General features: G+C 72.3%; 17 protein-coding genes. 9 read left to right on the forward strand and 8 right to left on the reverse strand.

What is annotated here, in order from left to right:
- Positions 1–56 precede the first annotated feature (56 nt).
- The gene (locus HNR25_RS02860; RefSeq protein WP_184633192.1) at positions 57–1,940 is read left to right on the forward strand and encodes a carbohydrate-binding module family 20 domain-containing protein; all 1,884 of its coding nucleotides are present in this window, start codon (positions 57–59) and stop codon (positions 1,938–1,940) included.
- Between the two features lie 108 nt (positions 1,941–2,048).
- Here the strand turns inward: HNR25_RS02860 and HNR25_RS02865 are convergent, their stop codons facing one another.
- Both HNR25_RS02865 and HNR25_RS02870 read right to left on the reverse strand, forming a co-directional pair.
- Positions 2,049–2,999, reverse strand: coding sequence for an ROK family glucokinase (locus tag HNR25_RS02865; RefSeq protein ID WP_184633193.1), 951 nt, complete (start codon positions 2,997–2,999; stop codon positions 2,049–2,051).
- Positions 3,000–3,130: 131 nt separating this feature from the next.
- Positions 3,131–3,595, reverse strand: a complete 465-nt coding sequence (locus HNR25_RS02870) for a hypothetical protein (RefSeq protein WP_184633194.1) — start codon at positions 3,593–3,595, stop codon at positions 3,131–3,133.
- A 256-nt stretch (positions 3,596–3,851) separates the two neighbouring features.
- Between HNR25_RS02870 and HNR25_RS02875 the strand changes: the two genes are divergently transcribed.
- On the forward strand, positions 3,852–5,648 hold the full coding sequence (locus tag HNR25_RS02875) for an AMP-dependent synthetase/ligase (protein ID WP_184633195.1): 1,797 nt from the start codon (positions 3,852–3,854) through the stop codon (positions 5,646–5,648).
- An 81-nt stretch (positions 5,649–5,729) separates the two neighbouring features.
- Here HNR25_RS02875 and HNR25_RS02880 read toward each other — a convergent pair whose 3' ends face one another.
- From HNR25_RS02880 to HNR25_RS02895, 4 genes are all read right to left on the reverse strand, one after another.
- Positions 5,730–6,881 carry a glycosyltransferase family 4 protein gene (locus HNR25_RS02880; protein ID WP_184633196.1) on the reverse strand — a complete coding sequence of 384 codons (1,152 nt, stop codon included), beginning with the start codon at positions 6,879–6,881 and terminating at the stop codon, positions 5,730–5,732.
- 132 nt (positions 6,882–7,013) lie between these two features.
- Entirely contained in the window at positions 7,014–8,015 is a 1,002-nt protein-coding gene (locus tag HNR25_RS02885) for a C40 family peptidase (RefSeq protein ID WP_184633197.1), read from the reverse strand.
- Positions 8,016–8,511: 496 nt separating this feature from the next.
- The gene (locus HNR25_RS02890; protein WP_184633198.1) at positions 8,512–9,507 is read right to left on the reverse strand and encodes a C40 family peptidase; all 996 of its coding nucleotides are present in this window, start codon (positions 9,505–9,507) and stop codon (positions 8,512–8,514) included.
- 365 nt (positions 9,508–9,872) lie between these two features.
- The gene (locus HNR25_RS02895) at positions 9,873–11,270 is read right to left on the reverse strand and encodes an NYN domain-containing protein (RefSeq protein WP_184633199.1); all 1,398 of its coding nucleotides are present in this window, start codon (positions 11,268–11,270) and stop codon (positions 9,873–9,875) included.
- A 382-nt stretch (positions 11,271–11,652) separates the two neighbouring features.
- Here HNR25_RS02895 and HNR25_RS02900 point away from each other — a divergent pair, with 382 nt between their 5' ends.
- The 3 genes from HNR25_RS02900 (at position 11,653) to HNR25_RS02910 (ending at position 14,554) form a co-directional block, all read left to right on the forward strand.
- Positions 11,653–13,398 carry a DEDD exonuclease domain-containing protein gene (locus HNR25_RS02900; protein ID WP_312862322.1) on the forward strand — a complete coding sequence of 582 codons (1,746 nt, stop codon included), beginning with the start codon at positions 11,653–11,655 and terminating at the stop codon, positions 13,396–13,398.
- A gap of 63 nt (positions 13,399–13,461) precedes the next feature.
- A complete protein-coding gene (locus HNR25_RS02905; RefSeq protein WP_184633201.1) occupies positions 13,462–14,223 on the forward strand; it encodes a rhomboid family intramembrane serine protease in 762 nt (253 codons plus the stop codon).
- Between the two features lie 49 nt (positions 14,224–14,272).
- Complete coding sequence (locus tag HNR25_RS02910; protein ID WP_184633202.1) at positions 14,273–14,554, forward strand: Lrp/AsnC family transcriptional regulator; 282 nt, start codon at positions 14,273–14,275, stop codon at positions 14,552–14,554.
- A 132-nt stretch (positions 14,555–14,686) separates the two neighbouring features.
- Here the strand turns inward: HNR25_RS02910 and trpD are convergent, their stop codons facing one another.
- Positions 14,687–15,754, reverse strand: a complete 1,068-nt coding sequence (gene trpD / locus HNR25_RS02915; RefSeq protein WP_312862323.1) for an anthranilate phosphoribosyltransferase — start codon at positions 15,752–15,754, stop codon at positions 14,687–14,689.
- A 430-nt stretch (positions 15,755–16,184) separates the two neighbouring features.
- The gene (locus HNR25_RS02920; RefSeq protein ID WP_184633203.1) at positions 16,185–16,625 is read right to left on the reverse strand and encodes a hypothetical protein; all 441 of its coding nucleotides are present in this window, start codon (positions 16,623–16,625) and stop codon (positions 16,185–16,187) included.
- A 377-nt stretch (positions 16,626–17,002) separates the two neighbouring features.
- On the opposite strand from HNR25_RS02920, the gene ctaE reads away from it, so the two are divergent.
- Genes ctaE through qcrB form a run of 4 tightly spaced genes read left to right on the forward strand, consistent with a single transcriptional unit; the run spans position 17,003 to position 21,367 of the window.
- The gene (gene ctaE, locus HNR25_RS02925) at positions 17,003–17,629 is read left to right on the forward strand and encodes an aa3-type cytochrome oxidase subunit III (protein WP_184633204.1); all 627 of its coding nucleotides are present in this window, start codon (positions 17,003–17,005) and stop codon (positions 17,627–17,629) included.
- A gap of 17 nt (positions 17,630–17,646) precedes the next feature.
- A complete protein-coding gene (gene qcrC, locus HNR25_RS02930) occupies positions 17,647–18,579 on the forward strand; it encodes a cytochrome bc1 complex diheme cytochrome c subunit (RefSeq protein WP_184633205.1) in 933 nt (310 codons plus the stop codon).
- The gene (gene qcrA, locus HNR25_RS02935; RefSeq protein ID WP_184633206.1) at positions 18,572–19,699 is read left to right on the forward strand and encodes a cytochrome bc1 complex Rieske iron-sulfur subunit; all 1,128 of its coding nucleotides are present in this window, start codon (positions 18,572–18,574) and stop codon (positions 19,697–19,699) included. Before qcrC ends, qcrA begins: the two co-directional genes overlap by 8 nt.
- Positions 19,700–19,702: 3 nt before the next feature.
- Entirely contained in the window at positions 19,703–21,367 is a 1,665-nt protein-coding gene (gene qcrB, locus HNR25_RS02940) for a cytochrome bc1 complex cytochrome b subunit (protein WP_184633207.1), read from the forward strand.
- The last annotated feature ends 532 nt before the right edge of the window (positions 21,368–21,899 follow it).

The raw sequence follows: 21,899 nt of genomic DNA on the forward strand, positions 1-21,899 counted from the left end.
CCTGCAAGGTACTTGCGGTGCCGGTGCTCTATCCCCCATCCGCCCCGGGAGGCGCGATGAAGCAGATCCGACGACTCGGCGCGGCGGCCGCGTGCGCCGCGCTGGCCGCAACGGGTGCCGCCGTCTCGACCGCACCCGCCGCCGCCGAGCCCGCACCCGCCCAGACGGCGGCTTCGACCACGGCCGACGCCGGCGACGGCCCCATCGTGCACCTGTTCCAGTGGCGCTGGGAGTCCGTGGCCCAGGAGTGCGCGGAGACCCTGGGACCCAACGGCTACGGCGCCGTCCAGGTCTCCCCGCCCCAGGAACACGTCGTCCTGGAGGGCGAGGACTACCCCTGGTGGCAGGACTACCAACCCGTGTCCTACTCCCTGGACAACACCCGGCGCGGGACCCGCGACGAATTCGCATCCATGGTCCGCAGCTGCCGCGACGCGGGCGTGAAAATCTACGTCGACGCCATCGTCAACCACATGACCGGCACCGGATCCGCGGGAAGCGGCCCCGGCAGCGACGGCAGCACATACCAGAAGTACTCCTACCCCCACGTCCCCTACGGCGACGGCGACTTCGGCGACTGCCGCAGCGACATCGCGAACTGGAGCGATCCCGAGGAGGTGCAGAACTGCGAACTGGTGTCGCTGTCGGACCTCGACACCGGATCCGAGCATGTGCGCGACACCGTCGCCGGCTACCTCAACGACCTGGTGGACCTGGGCGTGGCCGGTTTCCGCATCGACGCCGCGAAGCACGTTCCCGCGGGGGACCTGGAGGCCATCCTGTCCCGCGTGGACGAGGTCCCCGAGTTCGGCGGCCGGCCCTACGTGTTCCACGAGGTGCTGGAAGGCGGAGGCCCCGAGTCGATCCGCCCGCCCGGCTACACGCACCTGGGCGACGTCACCGACATGGGCTACCACAGCCGGGTCGGCGCCCAGATCCGCGACGGACAGCTGGCGGGCGTCCTGGACACCGTCGGCGGCGGCATGGCCGTGGACTCCGACCAGGCCGTCGTCTTCATCGACAACCACGACACCCAGCGCAGTGACAGCTCCATCAGCCATCAGCGGATGGGCGAGCGGCACACCCTGGCCCAGGCGCTGACCCTCGCCCAGCCCTACGGCACCCCCAAGGTGATGTCGAGTTACCGGTTCGACTCCGACGCGCAGGGACCCCCCTCGACCGGAGCCGAGGACGGGAACCCGGCGGGTGCGATCACCGCGCCCACCGAGTGCGGCGCGGACGGCTGGTACTGCGAGCACCGCGGCCTGAACGCGATGCCCACGTTCACCACCGCCGTCGGCGACGCGCCCCTGACCGAGCGCGCCGAGGACGGGCAGGAGCGGATCGCCTTCGACCGGGGCGAGCGCGGGTTCGCCGCGTTCAACGCGACGGGGTCGGAGTGGACGCTGTCCGCCCCCACCGCGCTGCCCGACGGCAGCTACTGCGACGTCGCCAACGGCACGGTGGGCGCCGAGGGCGCTTGCGGCTCCGGCGCCTACGAGGTGTCCGGGGGCGAGGTGCATGTGACCGTGCCCGCCGACGGAGCTGTGGCGCTGCACACCGGCGCCCTGTGCACCGGCGGCGGCGACTGCGGCGGCGGCACCGAGCCGCCGCCCGGCGGCGACGAGTGCTCCGATGCCACCGCCGCGTTCTCGGTCCAGGCCGAGACCTGGTACGGCCAGGATGTCCGCGTAGTGGGCTCCGTTCCCGAGCTGGGGTCGTGGGACCCGGCCCAGGGGGTGCGCCTGTCCACCGACGAGGCCGGCTATCCGACCTGGACCGGATCGGTGGACCTGTCCGAGGGCAGCGCATTCGAGTACAAGCTGGTGAAGGTCGCCCCCGACGGGACGGTCGAGTGGGAGTCGGGCGCCGACCGCTCGGCGGAGCTCGACTCCCCCGGCGGCGACTGTCTACAGGGATTCACCGCCGACTGGCGCTGAATCCCGGCGACCGGGTCCGGTGCGGCGGCCGCACCGGACCCGGTCGGGCGGGCGGCCCGCCCCCTCCGCGAGCCGCCCGCCCGACCGCCGTTCCGGCGCCGGAGCGGCCTACCGCAGAGCGAGGTCGGCGGCGCCGACGATGCCCGCCTGCGATCCGAGCTCGGCGATGCGGACCTCGGCCAGGCGCCGGGTGGCGCGTCCGGTGACGTGGCGGGCGAAGGAGTCGCGGACGGGGCCCAGCAGGGTGTCGCCGGCGTCGGAGACTCCGCCGCCGATCACGAACACCTCCGGGTCGAGGATCGCGGCGAGGTCGGCGAGGCCCAGACCGACCCACTCGCCCACCGCGCGGAAGCAGGCGGTGGCGCCTTCGTCGCCTTCTTCGGCAGCCCGGGTGATGGCGCGGCCCTCGATGCCCTCGGCGTTTCCTCCGGCCAGCTCCACCATCCGCTCGGCGCGCTTGGGTTCGGCGCGGGCCAGGTCGAGGGCCTCGCCGACCAGGGCGCGACCACTGGCGTACTGCTCCCAGCAGCCGTGGTTGCCGCATCCGCACCGGCGTCCGAAGGGCACGACCCGGTAGTGGCCGACCTCGCCGGCGACGCCGTAGCGGCCGCGCTGCAGCTCGCCGCCCATGACGACGGCGCCGCCCACGCCGGTCCCCAGGGTGACGCAGACGACGTGCTCGCTGCCGCGGCCGGCGCCGAAGCGGACCTCGGCCCAGGCTGCGGCGTTGGCGTCGTTCTCCACCACGACGGGAAGGTCCACGCGGCGCCGCAGCCGCTCCTTGAAGGGCTCCTCGGCGAGGCCGAGATTGGCGCCGAGGACGATCGTGGCACGGTCGGCGTCGACGAAGCCGGCCGTGCCCACGCCCACCGCGGCGATGTCGGCGCCGGCGCGGGTGTCGCGGAGCTCGCGCACCGCTTCGCCCACGACGTCGGCGAGCGCCTCGCCGTCGCCCCGGGGTGTGGGGTGCCGGACGACGTCGCGGACCCGGCCCTGGGCGTCGGCGATTCCCGCGGCGACCTTGGTACCGCCGATGTCGACGCCGATCGTCATCCGCATGCGCGGCTCCTCCTGTCGTCTCCGGCTGCGCGGCGGCGCCGGGCGAGCGCTCGCGGCTCGGCGGACGCGGGAGCGCCGGCGGTGCGGGCGGCACGGCAGCCGGTCTGTACCGGTTCCCGCGGGATTCTAGTTCACTCGCCGCGGGCGGACTCCCCCGGAGGCGGCGTTCTGCCGCGCCCGTATCCGGAGCCGCGGGAGGCCTCCGCGTCGCGACCGGTGCCGGCCCCGGGGTCGGGGGTGCGGCGCTCCAAGGCGCGCTCGACCACGCCCAGGGTCTCGCCGACGGCGCCGACGACGGCGACACCGGCCCTCCCGAGGTGGCCCGCCACCTCCGGTCCCTTCGTACGGGCGATTCCCAAGAGCGCCTCCGCCGGGGAGGGCTGTGGCTGTTCGTACTTCACGGCCTCTTCCCACACGTCGCCTTTGCGGGACGGTGGGACCGCCGCTGCGGCGCCGCGGCGCACTCCGGCGGCCAGCAGCCGCCGCTGCAGGGAGCCGGCCATGCGCAGCGCCTCGTCGATGATGTCCGGGGCCCCGTCGCCGCCCTGGTCGGCGCGCCCGGTGCCACGGTCGTTGTCACGTTCGGGTTCGGCCATGATGCCTTGCAACTCCGCTTCCCTCGAGTTCGCCTCTGACCGTCACGTTAGCCGCCGGCGGCACCGCGGTGGCGGAGCGCCCGGGGGAATTCGGGGGCGGCTCCGGCATATCCCGGGGTCGGGCTGCGACGAGTCCGTACGGCTTCCGGAGGATCACTTTCGGATACCGGGTGAGAACGTGTTCTACCCGCGAGTAAGGAGAGTTGCTACCGTCGTCGCAGTCCCCTCGATCACGTCAGCCGTCCGGGAGCATCACGTGCGCGAATACAGCAGTCCGGTGAAGGTGGAGGTCGCGGCCGAGTCGCGGCTGCCCGACACACTCTTTGCGCGGGCCGACGAAGAGCCCGACGCCGTCGCGCTGCGCCGCCAGGAGGCGGGCCAGTGGCGCGACGTCACCTGCGCGCGGTTCCGCGACGACGTCGTCGCGGTCGCCAAAGCGCTCATCGCCGCCGGGGTCGAGCACGGCGACAGGGTCGGCCTGATGTCCCGCACCCGCTACGAGTGGACCGTGATCGACTACGCGATCTGGTCCGCTGGAGGCGTGACGGTACCGATCTACGAATCCTCGTCCCAGGAGCAGATCTCCTGGATCCTCAGCGACTCCGGCAGCCGGGCGGTCTTCGCCGAAAGCGCGGAGCACGCCGCCCGGATCGAGGCCGTGCGCGCCGACCTGCCGGCGCTGGAGCACATCTGGCAGATCGACGGGCCCGCCTGGGCCGAATTCCAGCGGACCGGCGCCGAGGTGGCCGATTCCACCGTGCACGAGCGGCGCACGGCCGGAACCGCCGACGAACTCGCCACCCTCATCTACACGTCCGGGACCACCGGCCGCCCCAAAGGCTGCGAACTGACCCACCGCAACCTGCTGTTCACCATCCTCAACGTCGTCCACGGCCCGCTGCACGAGGTCTTCTCCATCGAAGGGCGCTCGACGCTGCTCTTCCTGCCGCTGGCGCACTCCTTCGCCCGCATCATCCAGATCGGCTGCGTGGAGTCCCGGACGGTGATGGGGCACTTCCCCTCCACCGGGCCCGAAGTCATCGACGCGCTCGGCACCTTCCGCCCCACCTTCCTGCTGGCGATGCCGCGGGTGTTCGAGAAGGTCTACAACAAGGCCGAGCAGAAGGCCGTCTCCGAGGGCCGCGGCCGCATCTTCCGCGCCGCCTCCGAGACCGCGGTCGCCTACAGCCGCGCGCTGGACACCGGCCGCGTCCCGCTGTCGCTGCGGCTGCGCCACGCCCTGTTCGAGCGGCTGGTGTACGGCAAGATCCTCGCCGCGGTCGGCGGGCAGGCCCGCTACTCCGTCTCGGGCGGATCGGCGCTGGGCGAGCGGCTGGGCCACTTCTTCCGCGGCGTGGGCCTGACGATCATCGAAGGCTACGGGCTCACCGAGACGTCGGCCCCCACCGGCGTGAACAGTCCGTCCAAGAACAGGATCGGCACCGTCGGCCCGCCGCTGCCGGGCGTCAGCCACCGCATCGCCGACGACGGCGAGATCCTCGTCAAGGGCGACCACGTAATGCGCGGCTACTGGCGGAACGAGAAGGCCACCGCGGAGGCCTTCGACGAGGACGGCTGGTACCGCACCGGCGACCTCGGCCGACTGGACGAAGACGGCTACCTGTCGATCACCGGCCGCAAGAAGGAGATCATCGTGACCGCCGGCGGCAAGAACGTCGCTCCCGCAGTGCTGGAGGACCGGCTGCGCAGCCACGCTCTCGTCAGCCAGTGCATGGTCGTCGGCGACAACCGCAATTTCGTCTCGGCGCTGATCACCATCGACCCCGAGGCCTTCGAGTTCTGGAAGCAGCAGAACTCCAAGACCGGCGAGATCCCCGCCATGGTGGCCGACCCCGACCTGGTCGCCGCCGTCCAGGAGGCCGTCGACGACGCGAACACGGCGGTCTCGCGAGCGGAGTCGGTGCGCAAGTTCACCATTCTGCCGGTCGACTTCTCCGAAGAGGGCGGCCAGATGACGCCTTCGCTCAAGGTCAAGCGGCACGTGGTGGCCAAGCAGTTCAGCGACGAGATCGAAGGGCTCTACGACGGCTGACCGCCGCCCGCGGCGGTCTGGGGCGGGCGCGGGGCCGCACGGCTCCGCGCCGGCCTCGCGCGTGAGCGGAGCGCGGACGGTTCAGGGCGTCAGCAGCTCGCCCAACCGCGCCGAGACACCGTCCCAGGTCCATTCCCGCCGCACCCACGCGCGCCCGCGCTCGCCCATGGCCGCGGCCCGCTGAGGGTCGAGCAGCAGCCCGACGAGCGCCCGCGCCGCCGGGCCGGGGCGCGTGCCGTCGACCACCCGGCCGGTCTCGCCGTCGCGGACCGCGTCGGGCGCGCCGCCGGAGCGCCCGGCCACCACCGGCAGGCCGGTCGCCGAGGCCTCCAGGTAGACGATCCCCAGCCCTTCGACGTCCAGGCCGCCGTTGCGGGTACGGCACGGCATGGCGAACACGTCGCCGGCGTCGTAGTAGGCGGGCAGTTCGTCGGCGGCGACGTCCCCGGCGAAGAACACCGACCCGGCGACGCCCCGGTCGCGCGCGAGCGCCTCCAGGCGCCGCCGGTAGGGGCCGCCTCCGACGAGGAGCAGCGCGGCGTCGGGCACGTCGGCCAGGATGCGCGGCCAGGCCCGCACCAGCGTGTCCTGGCCCTTGCGCTCCACCAGGCGCGAAACGCACACCACGACGGGGCGCCCGGTGAGGTTGTGCCGCTCGCGCACGTGCTCACCTCCCGCTCCGGGGCGGAAGCGCTCGGTGTCCACACCGGGGGCCAGCCGGCGCATGCGCGCTGCGGCGGCCGGCGACAGCGCCCGTGCCAACCGGCTGCGCGTGTACGCGCCGAGATAGGTGAGGGTGTCGGTCTCCTCGCCGATGCGGTGCAGTGCGCGTCGTGCGCCCGGCAGCACCGACCACCCGGTCTCGTGTCCGTGGGTCAGGCCCACAATGCGGCGCACGCCGGCGCGGCGCAGGCCGCCGGCCATCAACCCGAGCGGAGCCGCGGCGCCGAACAGCACCGAGTCGCACTCCTCCAGCGCGGCGATCCGCTCGGCCCGCCGCCGCACCGCGGGGGTGGGCAGCAGCACGGAGGTCCGCTCCCGTACGACGGGGAAGGGCAGCCCCAGGTCGAACTCCTCGGCCCGGCCCCACGCGGCCGAATCCCGCGGAGACGGTGTCGAGCAGTACACGACCGCCGAGCCGGGCGGCCGGCGCAGCGCGAGTTCGTGGACGAAGGCCTGGATCCCGCCGGGGCGCGGGGGAAAGTCGTTGGTGACGATCAGGGTTCGCGGCACGCGGCCGATTCTAGTGCTACGGCGGCCCCCGTCCGCGAACCGGCCTGCGCGCCACCGCGTGAGCCGTCCCGCGGGCGGCGCGCGCGGACCCGGACGTGTCCGCGGCCGGGTCCGCGCGGCGGTGCCGGGGCGTCAGGGCCGGACGGCCGAGTGGAAGTTGCTCTGGTAGTAGCTGTCCAGGGTGACTTCCTGCACCGGCTTGCGCGGATTGGAGGCGTGCACCATCTTGTTTCCGCCCACGTACATGCCCACGTGGTCCGGGCCGCTGTAGAAGAAGATCAGGTCGCCGGGCTGCAGGGCGTCCCAGGACACCGAAGTGCCGGCGTTGACCTGGTCGTAGGTGGTGCGCGGCAGGCTCACACCGGCCTGGGACCAGGCGGCCTGGACCAGGCTGGAGCAGTCCCACACGTCGGGGCCGTTGGCGCCGAGGCTGTAGGAGTCGCCGATCTGGGCGTAGACGAAGTCGACGGCGGCGCCCGCGCTGCCCGAGGCGCCGCTGTTGTTGACGGCGTTGCCGGTGCCGCCGCCGGTGTTCGCCGCCTCCTGCTGCTCGGCCGTGAGCTCGTCGAGCAGGTCCTCCTGCTCGGCGATCTTCTCGTCGGCCTCGTCCTTGGCCTGCTCGGCCTCGTCCAGCTTGTCCTGCGCCTCCTCCTCGGTGTCGGCGGCTTCGGCCGTGAGGTTGTCGAGCTTGTCCTTCTTCTCGGTGAACTCTTCGAGGGTCTGGGTCTGGTTCTCCGAGAGGTAGCCGAGGTCGGCCGCCTGGTCCAGGGCGTCGGAGGGTCCGCCGGAGCTCAGCAGATAGGCGGGGGAGCCGTAGTCGGCGTTGGAGTAGGCCGCGTTGGCCAGGCCGCGGACGTCCTCCCGCATGCTGTCGATCTCGTCCTGGGTGTCCTGCTTGTCCTCCTGCAGGTCCTCAAGCTTCTCTTGGGCGGCGTCGTGGTCTTCCTTCGCCTGGTTGTACTTCTCGGCGAGTTCCGCGTGCTCCTCTTCGAGCGTCTCGATCTTGTCCTGCACTTCGTCGACGGTCGGCTCGGCGGCCGCTGCGCCGGTGGACAGGATCAGAGCGCCTGCGGCGACGAAGCCGACGGTCGCGAGATGCCGGCGGAACGAGCCACGTTCATGGCGTTCATCCACGTTGGTGGCACACCTTTCTGCCAGGACCGCCTACCGGAGCGCCCGTACCGGACGGCCGCGGCATGCCGCGGAAACGCCAGGCGGCGCCGCTGGCGACGGAGAGCACCCGGGGGTTGCAGGTGCGGCACGCGGGGGGACGCGGCCGCGGGGGCTTCCGGTCTCCGCGTACCGAACGGTGGGGAGGCTCGGGCGGAGCTCGGCGGGAGCCGGCCGCTGCCATCCTTGTGATGGCACGTACAGACGACCGGGCTCGGCGGAACACTAGTGCATGGCCGACACCATGCTCAACCGATTCGTTACGAATTCCGCCTGTTTACAGATCGTCCGGATTGACGGATCCGTGCCGTCCCGATCCCGAGCACCCCCGTTGCGGCCGCCCCGGCAGTGATCCGCGCGCGCCGGGCCCCGGCGGTGCTGCCCGCCGGGCCCCGGAGTGACGATCGGCACGCCTGCGCCCGGACCGCGTCGGCGGGGCCCCGCCGGGCCGGACGGAGGACTACGGGCGCACGCCGAACTGGAACTGACCGTCCCAGTAGCCCGACAGCGACACGACCTCGACGTTCTTCCCGCTGCGCGGAGCGTGGATCATCTGTCCGTTGCCGACGTAGAGGCCGTCGTGGCCCAGACCGCCGAAGAAGAACACGATGTCGCCCGGCTGCAGCTGGTCGCGGGTGACGCGGTTGCCCGCTTCGGCCTGACCGTAGGTGGTACGCGGCAGGCTCACCCCGGCGGCTCCCCAGGAGCGCATGACCAGGCCCGAGCAGTCGTAGCTGTCGGGGCCGGCGGAGCCGTAGACGTAGGGCTTGCCCAGCTGCGCGTAGGCGAAGTCGAGGGCGGCGCGCGCATCGCCGGAAGCCGCCCCGGTGTAGGAGCCCCCGGCGCTGTCGTCGCCGCCGCCGGCGGGGTCGGCCGTGGGGAACTCGGCGAGCAGCTCCTCCTGCTCCTCGATCTTCTCCTCTACTTCGTCCTTCTTCTCCTCGCTCTCGTCCTTCTTGTCCTTCGCCTCGTCGAGGGCCGTCTCGGCCTCGTCCTTCAAGCGGAAGAGGCGCTCGGAGGAGTCGCTGAAGTCGTCGAGCTTCTGCTTCTGGTTCTCGGAGAGGTAGCCGACGTCGGCCGACTGGGCGAGCAGCTCCGCGGGGCTCTCGACGTTGACCACGGAGGCGGGCGAGTCCAGGTCGTTGCCCTGGTAAGCGGCGCTGGCGAAGTGGGCGACGTCGTCGCGGAGGCCTTCGTAGCGCTCCTGCTCGTCGCCGACCCGCTCTTCGAGGTCCTCGGCCTTCTCTTCGGCCGCGTCGTAGTCCTCTTGGGCCTGGTTGTACTCCTGGACGATGCCGTCGGCCTCCTCCTGGAGGTCGTCGAGCGTCGCCTCGACCTCCTCCCGGGTCGGCTCGGCATAGGCGACTCCGGAGGGCACGATGAGGCTTCCGACGGCCACGACCCCGAAACCGGTCGCAATCCGGCGGGCCGTGCGCCGACCACCTGTGCTCGTCATTGGCGGTCCACGCTCCTTACGGGTCAGGTCCCCTGCGGGATGGGGGAATCGGGGCGGGCGCCCGGGCGGACCGCGGCGCCGGGTGAGCGGGAACCGCGGGCACAGCATGCGGGCCTCCGGGCCGTGCGGCGGAGCGCTCACGGCACCGCCGTGACCGGCGGCTTCCCGCCAAGCGCCCGCCCGGCGGCGGCACCGCCGCCGACGCGACCCTCGCTTTCGCTACGGGAAACCGATCGAACTCCGGATAGAACCTAGCGGACCCGCCAGGACGCCTCAACCACGGGGGCGCCCGCGTCACCCGGCGCCCGCGGGTTTTGAGGCACCGTGCGGCACCGCGCCGGGCGCGGAGGGCGGCCGACCGCTTCTCAACCGTCCAGCCGGCGCAGCAGCACGGCGGCGGCGACGGCGCGGGCGCCCTCGCGACGCACCGCGTCGACGATCTCCCGGTCGGAGGTCACCACGGCCAGCGGCCGCCCGCGCGGTTCGGCGCGCACCATGCGGATGATCAGCTCGTCGGCGGTCTCCTCGGGATCGCTGAACAGCAGCCGCACCCGCCGCGTCACCGAGAGCGCCGGCGGGACGGTGACGTCGGCTCCGTCGAAGACGCAGGTGATCTCCGCCTTGGTGCGGCTGGCCAACCCTTCCAGCGAGGACAGCAGCCTGCTGCGCTGGTCGGCCAGCGGCAGCGTGCCGTATCCGGTCTTGGTGACGTTGTAGCCGTCGACCAGGAGGTGCATCCGCGGCAGGCTCAGCAGCTCGTCGACCAGCCCCGGGTCGTCGTCGGGCAGGCCTCGCCCCGGCACCGGCGCATCCTCCGCGGCGCGCCGCTCGGCCACCAGGTCGGCCGGGCTCTCGATGGAGGTGGGCAGCGCCAGCTCGCGGCGCAACCCGTGACCGGCCTCCAGCAGCACGTCCAACAGCACCCGCAGCCGTGCCTCGTCCACACTGCGCCCGGCGCGCGCGGCGCGGCGGGCGTTCTCCACCTGCGCCTCGGCCGCGGCGAGGCGGTTGCGCAACCGGCGGTTCTCCGCTTCCACCTCGTTGACCCGGCCGGTCTGGGTGGCTGTGCGGTCCGCCGCCTCCGCGATCGCCTGCTCGGCCTCGCGCGCCGACTCCTTGGCGCGCTCGCGCTCGTTGTGCAGCTGCCGGCGCAGATCGGCGATGGTGCTGCGCTGGTCCTTGAGCTCACTGCGCATCCGCGCCGCCTCGGCGCGCCGGTCGTCCTTGGCCTCCTCCAGCCGCCGGCGCAGATCGGCGATGGTGTCGGCCGCCTCGTCGGCCTCCTTGGCGCTCTCCTGGCGGTCCAACTCCCCGCGCACACGCTCGACGACGGCGCGCCAGCCCGCCGGGCGCAGCAGGTAGGCGGCGGCCGCCACAGCGACGGGGTCGGCCGCCGGAGGCACGACGCCGCGGCGCAGCTCGCCGACGAGTTCGGGCCAGACCTGCTCGACGCGTTCGGCGACGTGTCCGCGGAATTCGGCGTCGGACTCCAGTCGGGCGGCGATCTGCGGTCCCGCGAGCCGCGCGCGGCGCCGCGGCTCGAACTTGGCGACGCGGCGCAGCACCGGCGGCAGGTCGGACATCCGCATGCCGCCCAGCACATCGGAGCCGTACTCGACGATCCGCGCACGCACGGCCTCGGGCAACGGGCGGTCGAGACCGTCGCCCGCCGGCTCCGCGCCGTCCTCTCCCCCGCCCGCGGACTCCCCGTCCTCCCGGGCCGAGCCGCCCGCGCCTGCGGGCCCGCCGTCCTCGGACGTCATGTCCGCTCCTCCCCGTCCGCTCGGCGGGGGCGCTGCGGCGCCTGGGCGCCGCAGCACGCGGCACCCTGTCGACCGCACCGCCCGCGCCGGGGCCCGTCCGGATTCCGCACAGCCGTCTCCCTCCTCCTCGACCGCTCGCCGGCGACCCCGCGCTGTACGCCCGGACCGCGGCGTGCGGTCGCGGCCCGGCCGTGCGCGGGGTCTGAGCCATCTTTCCACGGAGACCAGGCAGGAAACCGGACCCAGCGCCGGACCCGCCGCTGCGGACTCCCGCCCCGGCTCCCGGCCGGCCGCGCTCGGCGCGCCGCCCACCTGCACCGACGCCGGGGACCGTCCCCGCCCGGCCGCGGGTTCCGTCGCAGCGTCCGATTACCCTGGCCGGGTGGCCGAGCACAGCACGCCCGTTCAGGGCACCTTCGACGACCTGGGTACGCCCCTGTCGGAGTGCACGTTCGTGATCGTCGACCTGGAGACGACCGGTACCCGCGCCGCCTCCGCGGGCATCACCGAGATCGGCGCGGTCAAGGTGTGCGGCGGCGAAGTCGTCGGCGAGTACTCCACCCTGGTCAACCCCGGGATGGCCGTGCCACCGTTCATCACGCTGCTCACCGGCATCACCCAGGCGATGGTCGCCCCGGCGCCCGCGATCGACGCGGTACTGCCGGGCTTTTTGGAGTTCGCAGGGCTGAACCGCGGCACGATCCTCGTCGCCCACAACGCCCCCTTCGACGTCGGGTTCCTCAAAGCCGCCTGCGCGGCCCACGACTACACCTGGCCCGCTCCGCAGGTCGTCGACACCGTGGCGCTGGCCCGCAAGCTGGTCACCCGCGACGAGGTGCCCAACCACAAGCTCGGCACGCTCGCCGGCTTCTTCGGCGTGGCCGACCAGCCCACCCACCGCGCGCTCGACGACGCCCGCGCCACCGTCGGGGTACTGCACGGCCTGCTGGAACGCCTGGGCGGCTTCGGCGTCGACACCGCCGAAGAGCTGCGCCGGTTCCGCTCGGCGCCCACCGCCGCCCAGCGCGGCAAGCGGCGCATCGCCGACGACGTCCCCGAGGCTCCGGGCGTGTACGTGTTCACCGACGCCAAGGGCGAGGCCCTCTATGTCGGCAAGAGCACGAACCTGCGCCGGCGCGTGCAGTCCTACTTCACCGGTTCGGAAAAGCGCGGCCGCATCCGCGAGATGGCCGCCCTGGTCGAGGGCGTCACCCCCGTCGTCTGCGAAACCGGGCTGGAGGCCGAAGTCCGCGAACTGCGGCTGATCGCCGAGCGCAAACCCCCCTACAACCGGCGGTCGCGCAACCCCGAGCGCGCCCCCTGGCTCAAGCTCACCCGCGACGCGTTCCCGCGCCTGTCGATCGTGCGCGCGGTGCGCGGCGACGGCGCGGCCTACCTGGGGCCGTTCCGCTCCGCGCGCGAAGCCGAACTGGCCCGCGAGGCGCTGCACGAGGCGTTCCCGCTGCGCCAGTGCACGCGCCGCATCTCGCCGTCCAGGCCCACCGCCGCCTGCGTACTGGCCGAGCTGGGACGGTGCGGCGCCCCCTGCGACGGGTCGGAGACCGCCGAGGACTACGCCGTGCACGCCGACGCCGCCCACGGCGCGATGACCGCCGACCCCGCGTCCGTGGTCGAGCGCATCACCGGGCGCATCCGGGAACTGTCGGAGCACCTGCGCTACGAGGAGGCCGCCGGCCACCGCGACCGGCTGGCCGCCTTCCTCAGCGCGGCGGCCCGCAGCCAGCGCCTGGCCGCGCTGGCGGCCATCCCCGAACTGGTCGCCGCCGCCCCCGCGGCCGCCCCCGCCGGCGGCGCACGGACCGGCTGGGACGTGCATGTGGTGCGCCACGGACGGCTGGTCAACAGCGGCCGCATGGCGCCCGGCAGCGATCCCGCGGAGTTCACCGCGGCCCTGACCCGCACCGCCGAGTCGGTCTTCCCCGGTCCCGGGCCCGCTCCCTGCGCCGGCGCGTGGGAGACCGAGCGCGTGCTGCAATGGCTGGAGTCGCCCGGCGTCCGCCTGGCCGAATCCGCCGAAGGCTGGACATGCCCGGTCAACGGGGCCGAGAAATACCGGCACCTGACAGACTGGGACCGGGACGGCCTGTCGGCGCTCACGCACCGCTGACGCGCACCGGCGGGCGCGTCGGCCGCGCCCGCAGTGACCGGAGCCCTTGCCCGAGGAGTGCAGATGGCGGGTATCCCGCTGAGCGACGACTACCCGGTGCGGCGCGTGCCCGCGGTGACCTACGCGCTCATCGCCGCAAACGTGGTCGTCTATCTGCTCTCTCCGCTGTCGCTGCTGGCGGTCTGGTATGGAACCGGCCAGCTTCCGCGCGCGTGCGCGATCGAGCACTACCTGCTGCGCTGGGCGGCCGTTCCGACGGAACTGCTCGGCGGCGGGCAGGTCGGGGCCTCCGGCCCCTGCCCCGACCCCGGCCACACCAAGGTCGCCTGGCTGTCGGCGCTGACCTCCATGTTCCTGCACGGGGGCGCCGCCCATCTCATCGGCAACATGGTCTACCTGTCCGTATTCGGCCCGGTGGTCGAGGACCGGCTGGGACGCATGCGCTACCTGGTGCTGTACACGGCCAGCGGACTGGTGGCCACCTACGCTTTCGCGCTGACCCAGGCCTCGGCCGAGATGCCGCTGGTGGGCGCCTCGGGCGCGATCTCGGGCGTACTGGGCGCCTACCTGCTGGTGCAGCGCCGCAGCCGGGTCGTCACCCTGGTGCTGGTCGTCGTGCCGGTCCGCCTGCCGGGGTGGGCGCTCGTGGGCACGTACTTCATCCTCCAGTACTTTCTCTACGTCAGCGTGTCGGCCTATCCCGGCGCCGAGGGCGGCGTGGCCTACGCGGCCCACGTCTACGGCTTCATCGCCGGTGTGCTGGGAGCCGTGCTGATGCACCGCATACGCTGGCGCTCCGGAACGCGCCGCGTCGACGTCCACTGACGGACGCGACCGCCCCGTCCGACCCGCCCCGAACCCAGGAGGAATCCCCGTGGTCACCGCGATCGTCATGATCAAGGCCGAAGTCGCCCGCATCCCCGAGGTCGCCGAGGAGATCGCCCAGATCGACGGTGTCAGCGAGGTCTACTCCGTCACCGGCGGTGTCGACTTGATCGCGATGGTGCGGGTGCGCCGCCACGACGCCCTGGCCGAGGTCATCCCCGGCCGGGTCAACAAGGTTCCGGGCGTGCTGTCCTCCGACACCCACATCGCTTTCCACACCTACTCCAACCACGACCTGGAGGCGGCGTTCTCCCTGGGCATGGACGACTGAGCGGCGGGGGTCGCGCCGCGTAGACCCCGTCGGCACGGGGGGCCTCCCGCGGCGATACCCGTTCCCGCCGAGGGCGGTCGTACGCGGGTTTCCCGCGGGCCCGCCCGTCCTCGCCCCCGGGCCCGGAGTTCATCAGCCCTGTTTGGCGCAGGACTGGCTGGTCTCGACCCAGGTGTCGAGCACGCGGGCGGCTGCTCCGCCGGTGAGGGCCTCGTCGACGACCTCCAGAGCCGAGCCCAGGATCCCCGTCGCGTCCGTCGAGCCGAACCCGGGCATCGTGGTGGCCACCGCGGCCGCCGCGTTGAGCAGGACGGCGTCGCGCACCGCGCCGTCGGCTGCGGGGCCGCCGGTGAGCAGGTCGCGAACCACGCGGGCGTTGTATTCGACGTCGCCGCCGCGAAGCGCGTCGGGGTCCGCCGGCGCGATCCCCAGATCGGCCGGGTCGACGCGCTCGTGGGAGACCGCGCCGCCGTGCACCGACCAGATCCGCGATGTGGTGGTCGTGGTCAGCTCGTCGAGCCCGTCGTCGCCGCGGAAGACCATGGCCGAGGTACCCCGCCGGGCGAACACGCCGGCGATGGTCTCGCACATGGCCTCGTCGAAGACGCCCACGGCTCCGTGGGCGGGCCGCGCCGGGTTGGTCAGCGGGCCCAGGAAGTTGAACACCGTCGGCACCCCCAGTTCCTTGCGCGTCTTGGACGCGTGGCGCAGCGAGGGGTGGAACAGCGGGGCGAAGCAGAACGTGATGCCGGCGTCCTCGGCCACCCGCACCGTCTGCTCGGGCGCCAGGTCGATGACCACGCCCAGCCGCTCCAGCACGTCGGCGGTGCCGCAGGAGGACGACGCGGCGCGGTTGCCGTGCTTGACGACCTTCGCCCCGGCAGCGGCGGCCACGATCGCCGCCATGGTGGAGATGTTGACGGTGTGGGCGCGGTCGCCGCCGGTACCGACGATGTCGACCGTCCGGCCGGGCACCGAGATCGGTACGGCGTGGCGGACCATGCCGTCGGCCAGGCCGGTGACCTCGGCCACCTCGGCGCCCTTGGCGCGCAGCGCGACGGCGAACCCGGCGATCTGCACGTCGGTGGCGGACCCGGACATGATCTCGTTCATGGCCCAGCCGGTGTCCTCGGCGGAGAGCGGGCGCCCCGCCAGCAACGCGGTGATCAGGTCGGGCCAGGTGTGTTCGGTGGTGCTCACGTGGGTGCTCCTCGGAGGATCGTCCAGGGAACGGTCATCGGGCGGTGGGCCGAGTGGGGCTCAGCCGCGCCATCGCGAGGTGCGCGCCCCGTGGCCGCCCGTTCCGCCGAAAAAGCGCACCCCCGGTCCCCGGCGGATACCCGCCCCGCGGCGCCCGGCCCCCTGGGCGGCCCGGGCCGACCGCGCACGCACCGATCCGGCGGATGCGCGCCGCGCCGCGCCGGCCGCGCGCAGCGGCCGCGTCCCGGCGCGCATGGGGGCGCCTGCGCTGTGCACCATCGGCAACGTCTCTCGCTCGGGCGGGTCCGTCCCCCGCCGCGGCCGCTTGGCTCCCCCGGCTCGTGCGCACCGCGGTGCGCACGAGCTCCGGCGGATCCGGCCGGGCGGGTGCGCGGCGCCGACGGGCGGCGCCGCGCTCCTGGGCCGGAGACTACCCCAGGGCGGGGGTCTCGGCCGCCTGGCCGCGCATGAGCTCGGCCAGCGCCTCGGCCAGCGCCATCGGGTCGAGGGGGTGGCTGACCACCTTGTCGGCGCGCGACCACGCGGCCAGCCAGCCGTCGTCACGGCGCCCGATGATCAGCAGCACCGGCGGGCACCGGTAGATCTCGTCCTTGATCTGGCGGCAGACGCCCATGCCGCCCGCGGGCGCGGTCTCGCCGTCGAAGACGGCGACGTCGATACCGCCGTCCTCCAGCCGGGCCAGCACGCCGGGCGCGGTCGCGCACTCGACGAACTCGACCTTGGGGACGTCGGCGGCCGGCCTGCGCCCCACCGCCGTACGCACCTGCTCGCGGGTTCCGGGCTTGTCGCTGTAGAGGAGCACGCGCATGCGCGCTGCGGACTCCCCGGATCCGGCGCCGTTGGTCGCCATGGTCAACCGTCACCATCCCTGTACGTCACGGCCGCGGCGGAGCGGCCGGGTCGAGCCGGACATCCGAGCCTATGCCCTGCGGCCGTCGAGTTGAGACCTTCGCCACCTCAGCATGCCACCGCGCGCGCTCCCCTGGCCATCCCGGGCCGCGGGGGCCGCTTCACGCCGCCGGCGGCGCCGCACGCGCCGCGCTCGCGCCCGGCACACGCGCGATCCCGTGACTACGGCGCCGGCACGCGCTACGATGCCGGTGGCTGCCGACCGCGGTTGCGGGCGGCCCGCTGAGCGATCACGGACCGATACCGTTGTCACGCCAGATCGGGCGCCTTTCGGGGGGTCGTGCACCAACCTTCTCGGGATGCCGTAATAATGCTCCCGTGGCGACAGCAACCGCGAATCAATCAACAGGACCGACACCGTTGCACGGTGCGGCAAAGCGACCTGACCTGGTGAGCGTTGGCACCATCGTCTGGCTTGCCAACGAACTCATGTTCTTCGCTGCGCTGTTCGCGATGTACTACACCATCCGAGCGGTGACCGTCGGGAACCCCGACCTGGGCGAGTGGCCGACCGTCGAGCTGAACGTGCCCTACGCCCTGACGATCACCGTCATCCTGGTGGCCTCCAGCTTCACCGCCCAGGCAGGCGTCTGGGCCGCCGAGCGCGGTGATGTCCGGAAGCTCCGTCTGTGGTTCGGCGTCTCGTTCCTCATGGGCCTGGTCTTCGTACTCGGCCAGGCATACGAGTACTACGAGCTCATCTACCACGAGGGCCTGACTCTGCAGTCCGGCGCCTACGGCTCGATGTTCTACCTCACCACGGGGTTCCACGGTCTCCACGTCATCGGTGGTCTGATCGCGTTCCTGATCATGCTGGGACGCACGTACGCCGCGAAGCGCTTCACTCACCAGCAGGCGACCAGCGCGATCGTCGTGTCCTACTACTGGCACTTCGTCGACGTGGTCTGGGTCGCTTTGTTCGCAACCATCTACTTCCTCCAGTGACCCGAAACGGGGAAACCGTGAAATGGATTACCGCGCGGCGACGGCATCCCCTTGCGGGATACGCCGTCGTCATACTCGCGCTCACTCTGTTCGGAGTGGGCTATGCCGTCATCGCGCCCAGCGCGGAGCGGGCCGAGGCGCAGACTCTGGCGGCTGACGCCGCCGCGGCCGAGCAGGAGTCCTCCGCCGAGGACGCGGCCGCCGGGAAGGAGATCTTCACCAAGAGCTGCGCCAGCTGCCACGGCCCGGACGGCACGGGCGGCGAGGGCTACACCGGTCCCGACATCACCGGTGAGGGCGGCGCGGCCGTCGACTTCCAGGTGAGCACCGGCCGCATGCCCTCGACGGACCCCGACAGCCAGATGCCGCGCAAGCCGGCGGCGTTCAGCCAGGAGGAGATCGACGACCTCGTCGCCTACTACGAGGCGGAGATCGGCGACGAGGGCGCTCCCGGCGTGCCCGGTGACATCCCCCAAGCCGCCCCCGAGCGCTCCGACTTCGAGGACCACCACGCCTACGAGGAGGCCCTCGAGGAGTGGGAGACCGAGTACGAGAGCTACATCGAGGGCGCCGAGGACACCGAAGCCGGGATGAAGCTCTACCTGGCCAACTGCGCGCACTGCCACAGCTGGTCGGGCGGCGGCGGCGCGCTGACGGGCGGCCGGTGGGCGCCCGAGCTGCACGAATCGTCGCCGCGGCAGCTCTACGAGGCCATGATCACCGGTCCGGGTGCCATGCCCGTGTTCAACGACACGACCATCACGCCGGACGAGAAGCAGGACATGATCGCCTACGTCAAGGACCTGCAGAGCGAGCCCAACGCCGGCGGCGTCTTCGACCTCGACCGGGTGGGCCAGGTCGCCGAGGGCTTCATCTCCTGGACCGTCGGTATCAGCCTGATCGTGGCGTGCGCGATCTGGATCACCGCGAAGCAGCGAGCCCATGACTGAGAACAACCGCAACCACGACACCGACCCGGGCGCCGAAGGCTCCGATCGGGTCATCGGCACCCCTACCTCCGACAGCCGGGTCGTTTCCGGCTCCGCCGAGGAGCAGGGCGACTACGAGGGGGCGTACTCCGCCGCGGAGGCCCATCCCCGCCCGGAGGAGGTCCAGCGCAAGGGCGAGCGCACCGCAGCCGTGTGGTTCACCCTGGCGTTCCTCGGCGGTGTGGGTTTCCTGGTCTCGTACTTCCTGTTCCCGCCCGACGCCGAGGGCGACCCGGCCATCGCCGATCCGCTGCTGGGCCAGTGGTCCAACATGCTCATGGGCGGCACGCTCACGCTGTCGCTGTTCGGCATCGGCGCGGGGATGACGGTCTGGGCCCGCCGGATCATGCCGCATTACGAGGTCGCCAACGACTACGACGAACTGCCGTCCTCGCCTGAGGAGAAGAGCTCCTTCAGAGACTTCTTCATGCGCGGCGCCGACGAGAGCGGATTCACCCGGCGCCCGCTGATGCGGCGCACGCTGCTGCTGGCCATGGCGCCGCTGGGAGTGGCGCCCATCGTGCTGCTGCGCGACGCCGGCCCGCTGCCCCGCGAGACCCTCAAGCACACCATGTGGGAGCAGGGCATGCACATGGTGGTGGAGGGCAGCGACCGCGAGGGCGAGGACCGCTGGATCCACGAGGACGACATCCGCACCGGCGGCATGATCAGCGCGCTTCCCTTCGTCGAGCCCGACCCCGAGCATCCGCACGGGCTGAGCCTCGACGCGCAGGCCAAGACGGTGATTCTGCTGATCCGCCTGGAGGAGTCGGAGTTCAGCGACGAGATGTCGCGGGAGCAGCGCAACTGGACCCACAACGGGATCGTCGCCTACTCCAAGATCTGCACGCATGTCGGGTGCCCGGCAGCGCTCTACGAAAGCGGCTCCCACCGGATCCTGTGCCCGTGCCACCAGTCGACCTTCGACGCCGCCAACGGCGCCAAGGTCGTGTTCGGGCCGGCGAACCGGGCGCTGCCCATGCTGCCGGTGACAGTGGACGAAGAAGGCTACCTGGTTGCAGACGGCGACTTCAACGAACCCGTCGGGCCGACCTTCTGGGACGCGCAGAGGGAGAACTAGCCGATGAGTCGGACAACACAGGCGCCCAAGGCACTCCGCGGCGCCGGCAACTACATCGACGACCGGTTCCACCTCGCCAAGACCGGCAAGAAGCAACTGGGCAAGGTCTTTCCGAACCACTGGTCGTTCATGCTCGGCGAGATCGCCCTGTACTCGTTCATCATCCTGCTCGTCACCGGGGTCTTTCTGACCCTGTGGTTCAAGCCGAGCATGGCCGAGATCGTCTACGACGGCTCCTACGAGCGGCTCCAGGGCGTGCCCATGAGCGAGGCCTACGCCTCGACGCTCTACATCAACTTCGACGTGCGCGGCGGCATGCTGATCCGCCAGATCCACCACTGGGCCGCGCTGATCTTCGTCGCGTCGATGCTGGTGCACATGCTGCGGGTGTTCTTCACCGGCGCGTTCCGCAAGCCGCGTGAGATCAACTGGCTGATCGGCGTCGCGCTGTTCGGCCTGGCGATGATCGAGGGACTGTTCGGGTACTCGCTTCCCGACGACCTTCCGTCGGGCATGGGTGTGCGCATCCTGCAGGGCGTGATGATGGCGCTGCCGCTGGTGGGCACCTACGTGTCGATGTTCCTCTTCGGAGGCGAGTTCCCCGGCGAAGACATCATCCCGCGGCTGTACATGCTGCACATCCTGCTGATCCCGGGCATTCTGCTCGCGCTGATCGGCGCGCACATGCTGATCCTGTGGCACCAGAAGCACACCCAGTACCCGGGCAAGGGACGCTCGGAGAAACAAGTGGTGGGATCGCCGATGCTGCCGGCCTTCGCGGTCAAGGCAGGCGGGTTCTTCTTCTTCGTCTTCGCCGTCATCGCCGGCCTCAGCGCGTTCGTGCAGGTCAACCCGATCCACTTGTTCGGGCCGTTCACCCCGACCTCGATCACCTCCGGGCTGCAGCCCGACTGGTACATGGGCTTCATGGAGGGGTCGCTGCGGATCTTCCCGAACTGGTTCGACATCGACGTGGCGGGCTACTCGCTGCCCACCGCGGTGCTCATTCCGGGCCTGGTGATCCCGGGGCTGGTGTTCGGCGCGATGGCGCTGTGGCCGTTCATCGAGCAGTGGCTCAGCGGCGACAAGCGCCACCACAACGTCGCCGACCGGCCGCGCAACGCTCCGGTGCGCACCGGCATGGGTGTCGTCGGCATCACCTTCTACGGCCTGCTGTGGCTGGCGGGGGCCAACGACGTCCTTTCGGAGACCTTCTCCGTCAGCCTGTTCGCGACCACGTGGTTCTTCCGCATCGCGATCATCGCCGGGCCGATCATCGGCTTCGTCGTCACCAAGCGCGTGTGCCTGGGACTGCAGCGGCGCGACCGGGAGCAGTTGGAGCACGGCTACGAGAGCGGCACCATCCAGCAGCTGCCCAGCGGCGAGTTCATCGAGGTGCACCGGGAGTCCTCGGAGGAAACCGTGCACGTGCTGGAGAGCAAGGCGCCGGTCTCGCGGATCGAGGTCGGGGACGTGGACGAGAACGGTGTCGAGGCGCCGTCCGCGCGCGGGCTGATGGGTCGGCTGCGGCTTCGGCTGGCCGACTGGTACACCCGCGACAACGTCTCCTTCGAGGGCGTGGACCCGCATTCGGGGCACCATCTGCACCACGGCGCCCACGAGGGCGGCGACGCCCACGAGGAGTCCCGCGACGGGGCCGCCACCTAGCCGGCGCCGCCCGGCCGAGGGGCAGAACACGACGGCCCGGTACCCCGAATCGTCGGGGCACCGGGCCGTTCTGCTGTACACGGGCGCGTCCGGGGGCGCACGAGCCTTCCGGGGCCGGCGCGACGCACGATGACTCTGTACGCCGCTGAGACGCACTGTGTGCTTCCGGGTTCCTGCGGCCGCCCGGACAAGCAGCGGGGAACGGGATGCGACCGCTCCAGCGGAATCCAGAGACCGCATGGGAGCCGCCCGGCGGAGGACCGGCGGACGGCGTCGAGGAGACCGGGCCCACCCGCGGCGACCCGACGCCCCGCGACAGCGCAACGTCCGGAACCGTCCCGGGCCGGCCCGCGCGGCCGGGGGCGTGGCCCGCACACCGCGGTCTGCGGAGCGGCTCCTCGGCCCCGCCGGTCCGCTCAGGGCCGCTCAGGGCCGCTCAGGGCCACGCCTCAGCGTGTGCGCGGCTCCGCCGCCGCACCCCCGTGCGATGGCCGGGCCCCGAGCAGGCGGCGGTTCCCGGGGCCCGGCCCGG

This window comes from Streptomonospora salina, assembly GCF_014204715.1.
Classification (GTDB): Bacteria; Actinomycetota; Actinomycetes; order Streptosporangiales; family Streptosporangiaceae; genus Streptomonospora; species Streptomonospora salina.

Coding starts and splice junctions, on each gene's coding strand:
- HNR25_RS02860 (WP_184633192.1), top strand. CDS start 57: ATGAAGCAGATCCGACGACTCGGCGCGGCGGCCGCGTGCGCCGCGCTG.
- HNR25_RS02865 (WP_184633193.1), bottom strand. CDS start 2,999: ATGCGGATGACGATCGGCGTCGACATCGGCGGTACCAAGGTCGCCGCG.
- HNR25_RS02870 (WP_184633194.1), bottom strand. CDS start 3,595: ATGGCCGAACCCGAACGTGACAACGACCGTGGCACCGGGCGCGCCGAC.
- HNR25_RS02890 (WP_184633198.1), bottom strand. CDS start 9,507: ATGACGAGCACAGGTGGTCGGCGCACGGCCCGCCGGATTGCGACCGGT.
- HNR25_RS02895 (WP_184633199.1), bottom strand. CDS start 11,270: ATGACGTCCGAGGACGGCGGGCCCGCAGGCGCGGGCGGCTCGGCCCGG.
- HNR25_RS02905 (WP_184633201.1), top strand. CDS start 13,462: ATGGCGGGTATCCCGCTGAGCGACGACTACCCGGTGCGGCGCGTGCCC.
- HNR25_RS02920 (WP_184633203.1), bottom strand. CDS start 16,625: ATGGCGACCAACGGCGCCGGATCCGGGGAGTCCGCAGCGCGCATGCGC.
- qcrA (WP_184633206.1), top strand. CDS start 18,572: ATGACTGAGAACAACCGCAACCACGACACCGACCCGGGCGCCGAAGGC.
- qcrB (WP_184633207.1), top strand. CDS start 19,703: ATGAGTCGGACAACACAGGCGCCCAAGGCACTCCGCGGCGCCGGCAAC.